The organism is Streptomyces sp. NPDC093225, assembly GCF_044753805.1.
Taxonomy (GTDB): domain Bacteria; phylum Actinomycetota; class Actinomycetes; order Streptomycetales; family Streptomycetaceae; genus Streptomyces.
In genome coordinates this window covers 24,264-37,256 of the sequence record NZ_JBIVNX010000065.1, presented here as the reverse complement: position 1 = coordinate 37,256, position 12,993 = coordinate 24,264, and the positions used below count along the sequence as shown (strand labels likewise).

13 protein-coding genes are annotated in these 12,993 nt (G+C 74.9%); 6 read left to right on the top strand and 7 right to left on the bottom strand.

The genetic code is table 11. From position 1 onward, the window contains the following. Positions 1 to 215: 215 nt before the first annotated feature. Entirely contained in the window at positions 216 to 797 is a 582-nt protein-coding gene (locus ACIQCH_RS34660; RefSeq protein ID WP_402587658.1) for a Uma2 family endonuclease, read from the bottom strand. Between the two features lie 343 nt (positions 798 to 1,140). On the opposite strand from ACIQCH_RS34660, the gene ACIQCH_RS34655 reads away from it, so the two are divergent. Next, entirely contained in the window at positions 1,141 to 1,302 is a 162-nt protein-coding gene (locus tag ACIQCH_RS34655; protein ID WP_402587656.1) for a hypothetical protein, read from the top strand. Positions 1,303 to 1,790: 488 nt separating this feature from the next. Here ACIQCH_RS34655 and ACIQCH_RS34650 read toward each other — a convergent pair whose 3' ends face one another. After that, positions 1,791 to 2,849 carry an SMP-30/gluconolactonase/LRE family protein gene (locus tag ACIQCH_RS34650; protein ID WP_402587654.1) on the bottom strand — a complete coding sequence of 353 codons (1,059 nt, stop codon included), beginning with the start codon at positions 2,847 to 2,849 and terminating at the stop codon, positions 1,791 to 1,793. A 120-nt stretch (positions 2,850 to 2,969) separates the two neighbouring features. On the opposite strand from ACIQCH_RS34650, the gene ACIQCH_RS34645 reads away from it, so the two are divergent. After that, positions 2,970 to 3,410 carry a MarR family winged helix-turn-helix transcriptional regulator gene (locus ACIQCH_RS34645; protein ID WP_402587652.1) on the top strand — a complete coding sequence of 147 codons (441 nt, stop codon included), beginning with the start codon at positions 2,970 to 2,972 and terminating at the stop codon, positions 3,408 to 3,410. Positions 3,411 to 3,675: 265 nt separating this feature from the next. Then, positions 3,676 to 4,542 carry a trypsin-like serine peptidase gene (locus ACIQCH_RS34640; RefSeq protein ID WP_402587650.1) on the top strand — a complete coding sequence of 289 codons (867 nt, stop codon included), beginning with the start codon at positions 3,676 to 3,678 and terminating at the stop codon, positions 4,540 to 4,542. On the opposite strand, the gene ACIQCH_RS34635 is transcribed toward ACIQCH_RS34640, so the two are convergent. Both ACIQCH_RS34635 and ACIQCH_RS34630 read right to left on the bottom strand, forming a co-directional pair. After that, positions 4,539 to 5,492, bottom strand: coding sequence for an EamA family transporter (locus tag ACIQCH_RS34635; protein WP_402587648.1), 954 nt, complete (start codon positions 5,490 to 5,492; stop codon positions 4,539 to 4,541). The genes ACIQCH_RS34640 and ACIQCH_RS34635 overlap by 4 nt on opposite strands. 236 nt (positions 5,493 to 5,728) lie before the next feature. Continuing rightward, positions 5,729 to 7,315: an SGNH/GDSL hydrolase family protein gene (locus tag ACIQCH_RS34630; protein ID WP_402587646.1), complete on the bottom strand. Its 1,587-nt coding sequence runs from the start codon at positions 7,313 to 7,315 to the stop codon at positions 5,729 to 5,731. A 192-nt stretch (positions 7,316 to 7,507) separates the two neighbouring features. On the opposite strand from ACIQCH_RS34630, the gene ACIQCH_RS34625 reads away from it, so the two are divergent. After that, positions 7,508 to 8,842 carry a DUF445 domain-containing protein gene (locus ACIQCH_RS34625; RefSeq protein ID WP_402587644.1) on the top strand — a complete coding sequence of 445 codons (1,335 nt, stop codon included), beginning with the start codon at positions 7,508 to 7,510 and terminating at the stop codon, positions 8,840 to 8,842. A 462-nt stretch (positions 8,843 to 9,304) separates the two neighbouring features. On the opposite strand, the gene ACIQCH_RS34620 is transcribed toward ACIQCH_RS34625, so the two are convergent. Both ACIQCH_RS34620 and ACIQCH_RS34615 read right to left on the bottom strand, forming a co-directional pair. Next, the gene (locus ACIQCH_RS34620) at positions 9,305 to 9,613 is read right to left on the bottom strand and encodes a hypothetical protein (protein ID WP_402587642.1); all 309 of its coding nucleotides are present in this window, start codon (positions 9,611 to 9,613) and stop codon (positions 9,305 to 9,307) included. A 128-nt stretch (positions 9,614 to 9,741) separates the two neighbouring features. Continuing rightward, the gene (locus ACIQCH_RS34615; protein WP_402587640.1) at positions 9,742 to 9,933 is read right to left on the bottom strand and encodes a hypothetical protein; all 192 of its coding nucleotides are present in this window, start codon (positions 9,931 to 9,933) and stop codon (positions 9,742 to 9,744) included. Between the two features lie 247 nt (positions 9,934 to 10,180). On the opposite strand from ACIQCH_RS34615, the gene ACIQCH_RS34610 reads away from it, so the two are divergent. Together ACIQCH_RS34610 and ACIQCH_RS34605 are read left to right on the top strand one after the other, a co-directional pair. Further along, a complete protein-coding gene (locus ACIQCH_RS34610) occupies positions 10,181 to 10,723 on the top strand; it encodes a GNAT family N-acetyltransferase (RefSeq protein WP_402587638.1) in 543 nt (180 codons plus the stop codon). Between the two features lie 230 nt (positions 10,724 to 10,953). Further along, positions 10,954 to 11,904 carry a hypothetical protein gene (locus tag ACIQCH_RS34605; RefSeq protein WP_402587636.1) on the top strand — a complete coding sequence of 317 codons (951 nt, stop codon included), beginning with the start codon at positions 10,954 to 10,956 and terminating at the stop codon, positions 11,902 to 11,904. 29 nt (positions 11,905 to 11,933) lie between these two features. Here ACIQCH_RS34605 and ACIQCH_RS34600 read toward each other — a convergent pair whose 3' ends face one another. Then, positions 11,934 to 12,932 carry an SEC-C metal-binding domain-containing protein gene (locus ACIQCH_RS34600; protein WP_402587634.1) on the bottom strand — a complete coding sequence of 333 codons (999 nt, stop codon included), beginning with the start codon at positions 12,930 to 12,932 and terminating at the stop codon, positions 11,934 to 11,936. Positions 12,933 to 12,993 lie beyond the last annotated feature (61 nt).

The following is a 12,993-nucleotide window of genomic DNA, read 5'->3' as shown; positions in this document are numbered from 1 at the left end:
AGCGCCGATGGTACTGCAGGGGGGACCCTGTGGGAGAGTAGGACGCCGCCGAACAATCATTGTGGGAAAGCCCCGCACCAGGAACGAAAGTTCCACAGGTGCGGGGCTTTTCTGCGTTCCGCTGTCATGGATGAGGGCGAAGAAGGTGAAAGGGGGTCGGGCTCTGGCGAGCCCGACCCCCTTTCGTGTTTTCGGAGCGGCGTGGTGCCGGCTCTTCAGGTCTTTCGGGGCGGGGTGAGCTTGTCGAGGTCCAGGCTGATCTCGAAGGGCACCGGGCGGTGGAGCATGCCCCGGAAGATCCCGGCGGGGGCGTAGCTACCGGTCGGTTCGTCGAGCTCGTAGACGTGGACCACGGGCGCGCCGTCCTCGTCCTCGATGCACCAGTAGTGGGGGATGCCGGCCTCCGCGTACTTGCGGAGCTTGACCGTGCGGTCGCGGTGGGCGGATTCCGGTGACACAGCCTCCACGACGAGCATGACGCTTTCGGGGGCGTACCAGGTGCGGTCGGGGTCGTAAGGCAGGTCCGTCAGGAGGAGGTCCGGCTCGGGGCGGTTCCGGGCGTCGAGACGGATGGTCATCTCTCGCTCGACCTCGATGCCGACCGGCGCCTGAGTCATGAGCGTGGTGGTCAAGGCGGTGACGAGGCGGCCATGCCAGGACCGCTGGGGCGACATCATGAAGACGAGGGCTCCGTCGATGAGCTCGGTGTGGCGGGGTGCCTCGGGGAGGCGGTCCAGGTCCTCCGCGAACCAGCCTTCCGCGCGCGGCGGGCGCATCCAGTCGGGCAGTGCGGTCATGGCTTCACGGTAGCGGTCCGGGGCCGCGGGCGTCGGGTGTCGCGGTGGTGCGGTGAGGTCGGCGGGGGTGGGGGCGAATTTCGGCCATCTGTTGGCGGCACGTATATCCCCGTGGACGTAGGGGAGTTGGCAGGATCGGGGTCGGTCATGTGCAGGTCGCTGCTGGAACGGGGAGAGACGAGCAGATGCAGAGTACGAGGGTCCTGATATCCGGAGCCGGGATCGCCGGGACCGCGCTGGCCATTGGCTGCGGCGGCACGGGTTCGAGCCCACGGTCGTCGAGCGGGCGGCGGAGATCAGGGACGGGGGGTACAAGGTCGACATCCGTGGGGCCGCGCTGGCCGTGGTGTCGCGGGCGGGGCTGCGCGAGGAGATCCGCGCCCACCGCACGGACGTGCGCGCCGGGTCGGTCGTCAACGCCGCGGGCAAGCGGGTGGCGAGCATGGACGGCGACACTTCGGCGGTCGTGCGGACGACGACGCCGAGCTGCTGCGCGGGGATCTGAACCGGATGCTGTACGAGGCCACGAAGGGGGACGTGGAGTACCGGTTCGGGGACTGGCTCACCGGCCTGGAGGAGACCGCCGACGGGGTGGCGGCCACCTTCGGGAGCGGCCGCGTCGAGACGTACGACCTGGTGGTGGGCGCGGACGGGCTGCACTCGGCCACCCGTGCGCTGCGGCGGCCGGGGGCGACCCGGGCGCGGGACTGGCCGTCTGCGGATGTCGATGGTGATGCTGGGCCTGCTGAACCGGCTGCCCGGCAAGGAGAGGCTCATGGCCAAGGCCGTCGAGCCGATCCACCGGGCCGCGACCGCCATCTCGCTCAAGGAGTACTGAGCATCGGGGCGAGCTCCGGGGTGAAGTGACCAAGGGGCCGTCCCTTCGCGGGGCGGCCCCTTCGTCGTTCCGTCCTCTTGGACGTCGTTCCGTCCTCTTGGACGTCGTTCCGTCCTCTTGGACTGGTGCCTGAGGGATGAGAGGGGATCAGGGGATCAGAAGTGCCGGACCTCGGCGACGGTGAAGGGGCCGGGGGTGCCGGGGCCCATGGGGCCGCCCTTGTCGAACTGGGAGCGGACGACCAGGGTGCGGTGCCCGGTGTGCACCAGGGTGGTCGGGATCTGCAGCGACGGGTCGGTGACCGTGCGGACGAGGCGTGCGGTGGTGCCGTCGTGGCCGAGCTGCCACCGGGTCAGCGTGTTGGTGGTGTTGTGCGCCACCCGCAGGACGCCGTGGTGCAGGTCGAGTCCGTCGGCGTGGGTGAGGTCGCCGCCGGTCAGCGTGACGCGGCGGACGGCGCCGGTGGCGGTGTCGACGCGGTAGAGGTTGCCGCCGGTCATGTCGACGGCCAGCAGGTAGCGCCCGGCGGGGTCGGCCACGATGCCGTTGAGGGTGACGGTGCCGGCGGGCTGCGGGGGCAGCTGCGCGGACAGGTCGAAGCGGGTGGTGAGGGCGGCGCGGCCGCCGTGGGCGCGGGCGTGCGCGAGGTCGGCCGGGGAGACCCGGTAGAGGACGCCGCGCATGCTGTCGGTCAGGTACGCGGTGCCGTCCGGGGTGAGGGCGAGGTCGTTGACGAAGCGCGGGGTGCCGTCGGCGGGCAGGTCGAAGCGGGCGAGCAGGTCGCGGGTGCGGACGTCGTAGACCGCCACCCCGGTGGTGGAGTCGGTGACCCACAGGCGGCCGTGCCGGTCGACCTTCAGGCCGTTGGCGGTGTGCCGGCCGTCGGTGCCGGCGGGCAGGAAGACCTCGGCGGCGTCGCGGCCGGGTATCGCGCGGTAGACGGCGCCGTTGGTGTACGAGCCGACGTACACCGCGCCGGTGCGGGCGTCCGCGGCGATGCCCTCCGGGTACGCGCGGGAGTCGGGCAGCGCGAACGCCGTGCCGATCCGGGGTGCGGCGGGTCGGGCGGCGTACGGGTGCGGGGTGCCGGTGCTGGGGGCGCCGCCCGGGGCCGCGAGGGCGGTGGGGGCGGCGAGGGAGGCCAGCGCGGCGGTGGCGGCCGCGAGGGCGGTGGCGGCGGCGAGGCGGGTCCGGTTGCGCGTACGGAACGGCACGGCAGGCCTTTCGGTCGAAGTCCTTCGGTGTGATCGAATCTATGTTAGAGGTCTAATGATCGTCAATGGGCTTATGTGGGGAAGGGGTCTGTCGTCGGGCTCGGCCGTTACGATGCGCAGATGACGTCCATGCCCGCCGCGGAGCGCCTCGGCTTCCACATCAAGCGCGCAGAGCAGGCCCTCCAGTCGGCCAAGACGGCCGCGCTCAAGCCGGCCGGCGTAACGGTTCCGCAGTACGCGGCCCTGCTCTCGCTCGCCGAGTACCCCGGCATCTCCGCCGCCGCCCTGGCCCGCAACTGCGGGGTCACCCCGCCGACCATGAACACCGTCCTGAAGAACCTCCAGGAGCGCGGGCTCATCGAGCGGACCCCGCACGCGTGGCACCGCAACGTCCTGGAGACCCGGCTCACGGACGCCGGACGCGCCCTGCTGGACGAGGCCGACGTGGGCGCCGTACGGGTCGAGCGGGCGCTGGCGGCCGCCTTCAGTGACGAGGAGCGTGCGGCGCTGGTCGCGATGCTGGGGCGGTGCGCCGATCTGCTGGACGAACACCGGGGCTGAGGTCCTGCGGAAGCCCTGCCGGGAGTCCTGTCGGGGTCCTGCCGAGGTCCTGGTGGGCGGGCCGGCGCGGGTGGTCTTCGCGTAGTTCGTCCCGCTTTGGAACCCCGGGGGCGGGATGCTCATCCTCCAGGGTGGAGGCTGCCTCCGTCGTTCCGTCCTGAAGGCGGGGACGTCCCCGGGCAGCCCACACCGCCGTGCGGGTCGCCGACGGCGGTGGCCACAATGGCCGGGACCACGTCCGCGGCACGAGGGAGGGTTCCCTGGAGTGGATCGGCACGTTCCCGCGCGGACCGTCGCCCGGGTGCGCACCCGGGCCTGGGCGCGCACGGCCGGCAGCGGGGCCGTGGCTCTGGTGGCGGTCTTCGCGCTCGGCATCGCCACCGCCGAGCCCGGCGTGCCCGCCCCGTACACCCGTGCGTTCCCCGCCGTCGGCGTCCTGATGGCGAACGGCGAGCACTGGTGCACGGCGAGCGTGGTCGACAGCCCCCGGGGGAACGTGGTCGCCACCGCCGCGCACTGCGTCGCCCCCGCCGGCGAGGACGGCGAGGAGGGTCAGGTCGCGCAGGACGGACTGGCCATCGGCGTGCTGTCCTTCGCGCCGGGCTTCTCCGGCAAGGACCCGGGGCGGCACCCGTCGGGGGTCTGGAAGGTCGCGTCCGTGCACGTCGACGAGCGGTGGACGAGGTACGGCGACGAGACGGCCGACTACGCCTTCCTGACCATCGCGCCGGACGCGACGGGCCGGACCGTGGAGCAGGTGGTGGGGCGCGGGGTGGTGCCGGAGCCGGACTGGTCCCCGGGGCCCGAGCGCGAGGTCACCGTCGTCGGCTACCCCGAGCCCGACCACAACCCCGACAACCGGCCCGTCGCGTGCACGACGCGGACGGAGCCGGACGACGAGGACCCGAAGATGCTCTACATCAACTGCCCGGGCTTCTGGACGGGCACCAGCGGGAGCCCGTGGGTGGCCGACCGGGGCGGGCCCGGGCGGCCGGGCCGGCTGATAGGGGTGCTGAGCGGCGGGGACACGGACGCGGACTCGACGGCCGCGCCGTTCGACGCCCGCGCCCGGCGGCTGTACGAGGCGGCCGCGGCGGGACGCACGGAGGGGCCGCCGACCCGGGGATCCTAGGTCCGCCGCTCCGTGCTGACGATCACCCCGACCGCCGCCACGACGATCCCGCCCCCGACCAGGATCGGCCAGGTCAGCGCCTCGTCGAGGATCAGCGCGCCGAGCAGCACGGCGACGACCGGGTTCACGTAGGCGTACGTGGCCACGAGCGACAGCGGTGCCGCCCGGAGCAGCCACGCGTACGCCGTGAACGCCACCAGCGAGCCGAACACCACCAGGTACGCCAGCCCCACCCACGAGCGCCCCGACACCGCGCCCGGGTCGAAGCCGTGCTGCTCGCCGCGGGCGAAGGCCACCACGAGTCCGGCCGCGCCGCCGACGAGCATCTGGTACGCGCTCGCGGCGAACGGGTCCTTCGGCATCGGCAGCCGGCCCGAGATGAACGAGCCGAGCGCCCACAGCAGCGACGCGAACAGGATCAGCCCCACGCCCCACAGCTCCACGTTGCCGCTGAGCCCGGACTGGGTCAGCACCGCCAGCCCGGCCAGGCCGATCCCGACGCCCGCCAGGGTCGGCAGCGGCGGCCGGTCCCCGGTCGTGGTGCGCAGGACCACCATCCACAGCGGGACGGAGGCGATGAGCAGGGCCGCGAGGCCGGAGGGCACGGCGGTCTCGGCGAGCACGACCAGGCCGTTGCCGCCGAGGATGAGGAGCAGGCCCACGAGTGCGGCCGAGCCCAGCTGCCGACGGGTCACCTTGAGCGCGGCGGGGCCCTGGCGCCAGGCGACGAGGACCAGGAGCAGCAGGCCCGCGACGAGGAACCGCGACCCGGCGGAGAGGAAGGGCGGGAGGGTCTCGACGACGACGCGGATGCCGAGGTAGGTCGAGCCCCAGACCACGTACACGATCAGCAGGGCACCCCAGACGGCCCCGCCGAGGCGGCCGGTGCTGGGGGATGCGCCGGTGGTGGCGGCGGGTCCGGTGACAGGAGCGTCCTTTGTTGTGCCCATGACGCGGATCCTAGGGGTGGGGCGCGCGGACGTCGAGGAGTTTGCCCGCTATCGGGCAGGATCCTCGGCTTCGGGAGGCGCCGCCACCGCTGAGGGGGCTCGCGAGGGTGCTCGGCTCGTGTCGTGGTCTGGTCGGGTGGGTCTGGTCGGGTGGGTCAGGTCGGGTGGGTCAGGTCGGGTGGGTCTGGTCGGGTGGTGAGTTCCGGTCCGGTCGGTTCGTCGGTTCGTCGGTTCGTTCAGTTCAGGTCGGCGAGGTCGACGGCGCGGGCCATCGCGCGGTATCCCGCGTCGTTCGGGTGCAGGTGGTCGCCGGAGTCGTACGCCTCGCGCAGCCGGCTCGGCTCGGCCGGGTCCCGTAGCGCCCGGTCGAAGTCCACGACGACGTCGAAGACCTCGCCCGCGCGGATGTGCGCGTTGACCGCCCGCCGCACCGCGTCCTCCTCGGCGCTGTAGCTCCGGTGCCCGTGGAACGGCGTCAGCGTCGCCCCGACCACCAGCAGCCCGCGCGCGCGGGCCCGTCGGGTCAGCTCCCGGAGCCCGTCGAGGATCCGGTCCGGTTCGGGCCGGTCCGACCGCGTGCCGGAGGGCCGCATGACGTCGTTGATGCCCAGTTCGACCACCACCACGCGGACCCCGGCCCGCCCCAGAACGTCGCGGTCGAAGCGGTCCAGGCCGCTGGGGCCGGTGCCCTCCGCGAGCAGCCGGTTGCCCCTGATGCCCGTGTTCGCCACGGCCAGCCGCGGCACGCCGGTGGTCCCGGCTCCGCCGGCTCCGTCACCGGCCTGTGCCGCCGCGCGCCGCAGCCGGTCGGAGAGGACGTCGGGCCAGCGGCGGTTGCCGTCCGTGGAGGACTCCGCCCCGTCCGTGATGGAGTCGCCGAAGGCCACCACCGTGCCGACCGCACGGTCCGTCCGTACGTCCACGGCGACCAGGTGCCGCCAGACGCCGGTCTTCTCCGTGAACGTCCTCCCGGTCTCGTCGTCCGTGCCGTCACCCTCGCCGGCGTACGAGGTCTGCCGCGCGCCCGGGTGCTGGGTGACCGGGCCGCCCGGCTCGGCGGCAGCCGGCGCGTACGTGCTGACCAGGACGTCCGCGTCGGCCGGCAGTCGCAACCCGATCGCGTCGCTGGTGACCTCGTCGCCGGGCGGGATCGTCACGTCGGGCGCGCCCCCGAAGGACAGCCGCGCCAGCGAGCCCGGCTCGGCGGCGGGGGTGCCGGGGCCGGCGGCGAGGCCGACGGTGGCGCTGGTGATGCGGAGCGGGCCGACGCCGAAGAGGTTCGACAGGGTGATGCGCACCTGGTCCCCGCCGACGCTGGTGTGCACGACGTTGCGGAACGTGCGTCCGGAGTGGCCGCGCAGGTACGTGTCGGGCTCGGGACCGACCGGCGCCGCCGACCAGGTGCCCACCCAGTGCGGGGCGATCCGGCCGCCCTTGTCGACCGGGCCGGCGGTCCGGCCGCTCCCCTTGACGGGGGTGCTCGGCCCGTCGTCCACCGCCGCGGCGCCGCCGCCCGGTCCGCCGTCGGGCCCGTCGTCGCCCCCGGCCAGCAGCGCCGTGCAGACCCCGGCCGTGACCAGCACCGCCAGCGCGACCAGGGCGGCGAGCAGCGACCGGCGCGGGCCGCGGGTGCCGGTGCCGGTGCTGGCACCGGTGCCGGGGGGACCCCAGGGGGTGTGGCCGGGGGACGGGTGGCCTGTGGGCTGGGCCTGGGCCGGAGCCGGGGCCTGGGTGGGTGCCTGGGGTGGGACTGGGGGCGCGGGGGGCGGAGGTCCGGTGGGCGGGCGGCCCGGGGGCGGGGGGCCCGGTGTCGGGGCGTGCATGCGGCGGTTCCTCCGGCAGTCTTCCCGGCTCCCGGCCCGTTTCCCCCAATGGGGTACGGGCCGCCGGGAACTCCCGGCGCGTCCCGGGAGTCGGTCAAGTAGTCAGGGCCATTGCGACCAGATGCTATGCGTACGAAACCGTACGGGACCGGTCCGCGCAGCCGTGAAGGGGGCGGGGGAAGGCAGGAGCAGGTGGAACGTACGACACAGCAGGCGGGCGACGGCGGGCAGGCCGGGACGCCACCAGGGCCGGGGCCGCGCACCGCGTTCGCGTACAGCGCCGCCGACGAGGAGAAGCGCCGCGGAGTGCGCCGGATGAAGGCGACGGCCACCGGGCTGCTCCTGCTGGTCGCGCTGGTCTACGCCCTCGCGACGTGGGCGGAGCACGCGGGCGCGGGCGGCTGGGCCGGGTACGTGGCGGCCGCGGCGGAGGCCGGCATGGTCGGCGCGCTGGCGGACTGGTTCGCGGTGACGGCGCTGTTCCGGCGGCCGCTGGGCCTGCCGATCCCGCACACGGCGATCATCCCCACGAAGAAGGATCAGCTCGGCGTGTCGCTGGGCGAGTTCGTCGGGGAGAACTTCCTCTCCGCCGACGTCGTGCAGGCACGCCTGCACGCCCTCGGCATCGGCGGCCGGCTCGGGAACTGGCTCGCCGAGCCGGAGCACGCCGACCGGGTCACCGCGGAACTGGCCACGGCCCTGCGCGGCGCACTGACGGTGCTGCGCGACTCGGACGTCCAGGCCGTGGTCGGCGAGGCGATCACCCGGCGCGCGGAGACGGCGGAGATCGCGCCGGGGATCGGCAAGACGCTGGAGCGGATCGTCGCGGACGGCGGGCACCGGCGGGTGGTGGACCTGGTGTGCGTACGTGCGCACGACTGGCTGGTCACCCACGGCGACGCGGTGATGGACGCGGTGCAGGGCGGGGCGCCGGGCTGGACCCCGCGCTTCGTGGACCGGAAGGTCGGCGAGCGCGTCTACAAGGAGCTGCTGCGCTTCGTCACGGAGATGCGGGACATGCCGGAGCACCCGGCGCGCGGGGCGGTGGACCGGTTCCTGACGGACTTCGCCGCCGACCTGCAGTCGGACACCGACACGCGCGAGCGGGTGGAGCGGCTCAAGTCCGAGATCCTGGGGCGGGGCGAGGTGCAGGACGTGATCGCGTCGGCGTGGGCCGCGATCCGCTCGATGATCCTCTCGGCGGCGGAGGACGAGCGCAGCGAGCTGCGCCTGCGGGTGCGGGCGTCGCTGATCTCGCTGGGCCGCAAGCTGGCCACGGACGGGCGGCTGCAGGCGAAGCTCGAGGGCTGGATCGAGGGGGCGGTGGTGTACGTCGTCACCAACTACCGCGCCGAGATCACCTCGCTGATCACCGACACGGTGGCGGGCTGGGACGCGGAGCACACCTCGCGCAAGATCGAGGCCCACATCGGTCGCGACCTGCAGTTCATTCGCATCAACGGCACGGTGGTCGGGGCCATGGCGGGGCTGCTGATCTATGCGGTGTCGCGGGGGGTGGGGGCTTAGGCGGGGGGCTTAGGCGGGGGGTGGGGGCCTGCTGGGGTGGGGGCCTGCGCGGGTGGGTGGGCTTACGGAGGTGGGTGGGGTTTACGGGGGTGGGGGCCCGGCGGGCTTCGGGGTGGTCCCCGGTGTCGGGGGCGGCTCGCTTCGGGGGCGGGTCCCGTGGTGTGCGGGTCCCCTCGGCGCTTGACGGGGCAGGGCCTGCGGGCCCTGCGGCAGGCCCACCCCTGGGGCTTCGGGGCTTCGCCCTGGCCTTCGGCCACCCCAGGCCCGGGCCCGCCTCCGGACCAGCCTGCCCCACCCCGTCAAGCGCCTTCCCCACACACCACGGGACCCGCCTGGCACCGCCGAGGGTCAGGCGGCCTGGGGTAGGGGTGGGGACGAAGAGGGGGTGCCGGGGTCGGTCGGCCCTGGCACCCCCTCACCCCGCGTGGGTTGTGGTTGCTCACTCCGCGGGGCGGCGGTCGCCTACTTCGCCGGGCGGCGGTCCGATACGGCCCAGGCGGCGCCGGCGACCACCGCCGTGGCCGTGAGTACGGCCGGCCAGGCGCCGATCTTCTTCGCGAGCGGGTGCGAGCCGGCGAAGCCGGCCACGTACAGGCCGCCGAGGGCGGCCGCGGCCGCCCCGCCCGCGTGCCGCTGCCATTCGCGGGCCGCGACCGCGCCGGCGGCGGCCAGCACGGCACCGCCGAGCGGGCGCTTGCGCGTCCATCGTGCGACGGCGTAACCGCCCACCAGCCCGCCGGCGGTCACCGCTGACGTCGGAATCCGTGCCATGTCCGTCCATCCCTCCGTTGGTTGGGCCCTGCCCGCGGCCGGTCGGGCCGCGGGCAGGACGGGGCGCGGCGGCGGCCGTCGCACCGCGACGGCCGCGCACCCGCGACTTTCGAGGCTAACGCGCCGGTCTAGCGCGCCCGCCGGGAGGCCCTGAGCGCGCCCAGCGCGCCGAGGACCAAGACCGTCCCGCCCAGGACCGAGTCCGGCACGGCCTCCTGCACCGACGTCGGCAGCAGGGACATGACGCCGAGCACCAGCAGGAACGCCACCGCGCAGCCGCCCGCGCCGAGCAGGAGCCGGGAGAAGAGGCCGTGTGACATGGGTGGTCCGCCTTGCGGTGCGAGCGTGCGTGCGTACGTGTGCCCACTCAACGCCCCGGCGTCCCCTCACGACACGGCCCGCCCGTGCCGGATTTGTCGCACACCCTCCGGATCTGCGGACGTGCCGGCGGTGGAACCGTTCCGGCGTACATTCGGTCTCGAAGGGGGGAGATCCAGCCAATGGGGGAGATCCGCCCAACCGGGGAGATCCGCCCATGGGGTACGAGGCGCACAGAGGAGCACAAACGTGATCTGTTACGGACCGGCCGTCCTCGACCTCGCGGAGGAGCTGGTCGACACGTACGCCGAGGTGTTCTCGGCGCCGCCGTGGAACGAGGACGAAGAAACCATTCACCAGTTCTCTTTGCGGCTCCAGGCCGACACCCGCAGGACCGGCTTCCGCACCGCCCTCGCCCAGTCCGCGGCCGGCATCGACGGGTTCGCGACCGCCTGGCTGACGGGTCGGACCCTCCCCGAGGGCCGGGCGTACGCCCAGGTCGCCGCGCAGCTCGGGGCCGAGCGGGTCCGGGAGCTCCTCGTCGGCGCGCTGGAGATAGACGAACTCGCCGTACGCCAGTACGCCCGCGGCCAGGGCACCGGACGGGCCCTGCTCGCCGAGCTCGCGGCGGACGCGCCCCGCAGCCGCGCCTGGGTGCTCACCGCGCGCAAGGCGGCCGACACGGTGGCCACGTACCGGCGCCTGGGCTGGCACGAGGTGGCCCCGCTGCCGGGCACGGCGAACGGGGTCCTGGTCTTCCTCGCCCCCGACCACCCGGCGGCCGGCGCCTGAGTGTGTTCCGGGCATGATCCGGCGGACGGGCGGGGAACACCCGGGGCATGATCACTCACGCCTCGCGCACCCCGTCCGCGCCGCACCTCCCGGCGGCTCCTTCGCACACCCCGTCCGCCCCGTCCACCTCGTCGCGTCGGCGCGGCCGTCGGGTTCCGGCGGCCGCGCTGCGGCGTCTGACGGATCGGCAGTCCGGGCTCGCCACCCGTCGGCAGCTCCGGTCGGCGGGGGTGCCCGCCGGCACCCTCGCGGGCCGCTGTCGCCCGGGTGGGCCGTGGCAGCGGCTGCTGCCCCGCGTCTACCTGCTGCGGACCGGGCCGCCCGACGCGCGCCAACGCGCCCTGGCGGCGGTCCTGTACGCCGCCCCGGGCCCGGCCGGGCCCGCCGGTGCGACCGCCCCCGACCCGCTCTCCGGCGCCGGCGCGGCCCTGACCGGCGGGGCCGCGCTGGCGTTGCTGGGGGTCCGCGACGCGCCCGCCGTACCGCTCGACGTCCTCGTCCGGGCGCCGCGCCGGCCGGCTCCCGTGGGCGACGTGCGGCCGCTGCCGACCTCCCGCTGGCCCGCCACCTTCACGGTCGCGGGCGTGCCGGCGGCCCGACCCGTCCGGGCGGCGGCGGACTTCGCGCGGCACGCGGCGGCCGCGGACGCCGACCGGGTCCGCAGCGTCCTCGCGCAGGTCGTCCAGGCGGGCTGGTGCCACCCCCAGGACCTGTACGCCGAGCTGCGCGCCGCCCGCGCCCTGAACCGCCCCGGGGTCCGCGCGGCCGCCGCCGAACTCGTGGCCGGCGTACGGTCCGTGGCCGAGGGGCGGGCCCGTGACGTGCTGGCGGCCGCGGCCGACCTGCCGGCCCCGCTCTGGAACGCCCGCCTCACCACCCCCGACGGCACTTTTCTGGCGACCCCGGACGCGTACTGGCCCGACGAGGGCGTCGCCCTGGAGGTGGACTCGGCCGAATACCACTACACCCGCGACTCCTGGCAGGCCACGCTCCGGCGGCGGCTCCTGCTGGAGTCCCACGGCGTGCTCGTGGCCAGTGCCACCCCGGCGACCCTCCGCGACGCGCCGAACCTGGCCCTCGCCGCCCTCCGCACGCTCCTCGCCCTCGGCGCCGCCCGTCCCGGGCCGCTCGGCCTGCGGGTCCACCCGCCGGCGCCCGTCCAGCTGGTCCTGCGCTTCTAGCGGGGTCCCCGGTGAGGGCCCGGCAGGGGTCAGCGGGCGCCGTGGCAGTCGGTGTAGGGGCGGCCGGAGGCGCACCAGCAGGGGTCGGAGGGGGCGGGGGGCCAGGGCACGGCCTTGCCGCGGGCGGCGAGCGTGGTGGCGTACTCCGCCAGCAGGGAGGGGGAGGAGGGGGAGGTCTTCTCGGACGCGGCGAAGGCCTCGTACGAGGGCACGCTGCCCGTGACGATGCCCAGGTTCGGCGTCCCGGAGGAGGCCAGGTCGCGCAGGGACGCCTCGATGCTGTTCAAGTGGGCCTCGTGGGAGGGGTACTCGGGCTGCAGCCCCGGGTACGAGGCGAGGAGTTCGGCGAGCTCCGCGGCCGGCCAGTGCAGGACCGCGACCGGGAACGGCCGGGAGAGCGCGGCCCGCCGGTCGCCCAGCTCCGCGCGCAGCCGAGCGATCTCGGCGCGCAGCTCGGCGGGGTCGTTCGAGCCCAGCGCCCAGATCCGCTTGGGGTCGTGCAGCTCGTCCAGGGGGATCGGCCCGGTGTGGCGGGTGTCGGCGACCATGTCCCAGTCGTCGTGCGGCAGCGCGAGCAGCCGCCGCACCCGGTGGCGACCGGTCAGCAGGGCGGTCGCGGGGACCGAGAGCGGCTCGTCCTCGCGGACGAGGAGGGTGGCCGCCTCGGTGAACGCCGCGTGGGAGTCCTCGAGTTCGTCGTGGGCCTCGAGCGCCTCGGCGATGACCTCCCACGGCGCGGGGTCCTTCGGGGCGGCCGCGCGGATGCCGGCGATCAGGGCGCGCGCCTCGGCCTCGTGCCCGTACTCCCACAGGTTCGCGGCCTGCAGGGCCTTGATCAGGTGCGGGTCGGCGGGCGAGCCGGCCAGCAGGCGGTCGTAGAGGGCGCTCGCCCGCTCGCGTTCGTCGGCGAGTTCGAGATGGGCCGCCGCCTGGAGGACGAGCGGTTCCTGGTCCTCGGGGTAGCGGGAGGCCGTGCGCAGCAGGCGCTCGGCTTCGGCGATGTGCTCGGCAGGCGTGTCGGGGCGCATGGTCCACACCGTACTGCCGCTGGTCAGTTGGCGGGGGAAGTCCTAGGGTGCGGCCCGCGAA

Excerpts from the sequence above, each read along its gene's own strand:
- ACIQCH_RS34660 (WP_402587658.1), bottom strand. The coding sequence starts at position 797 with ATGACCGCACTGCCCGACTGGATGCGCCCGCCGCGCGCGGAAGGCTGG.
- ACIQCH_RS34645 (WP_402587652.1), top strand. The coding sequence starts at position 2,970 with ATGACGTCCATGCCCGCCGCGGAGCGCCTCGGCTTCCACATCAAGCGC.
- ACIQCH_RS34635 (WP_402587648.1), bottom strand. The coding sequence starts at position 5,492 with ATGGGCACAACAAAGGACGCTCCTGTCACCGGACCCGCCGCCACCACC.
- ACIQCH_RS34630 (WP_402587646.1), bottom strand. The coding sequence starts at position 7,315 with ATGCACGCCCCGACACCGGGCCCCCCGCCCCCGGGCCGCCCGCCCACC.
- ACIQCH_RS34620 (WP_402587642.1), bottom strand. The coding sequence starts at position 9,613 with ATGGCACGGATTCCGACGTCAGCGGTGACCGCCGGCGGGCTGGTGGGC.
- ACIQCH_RS34615 (WP_402587640.1), bottom strand. The coding sequence starts at position 9,933 with ATGTCACACGGCCTCTTCTCCCGGCTCCTGCTCGGCGCGGGCGGCTGC.
- ACIQCH_RS34600 (WP_402587634.1), bottom strand. The coding sequence starts at position 12,932 with ATGCGCCCCGACACGCCTGCCGAGCACATCGCCGAAGCCGAGCGCCTG.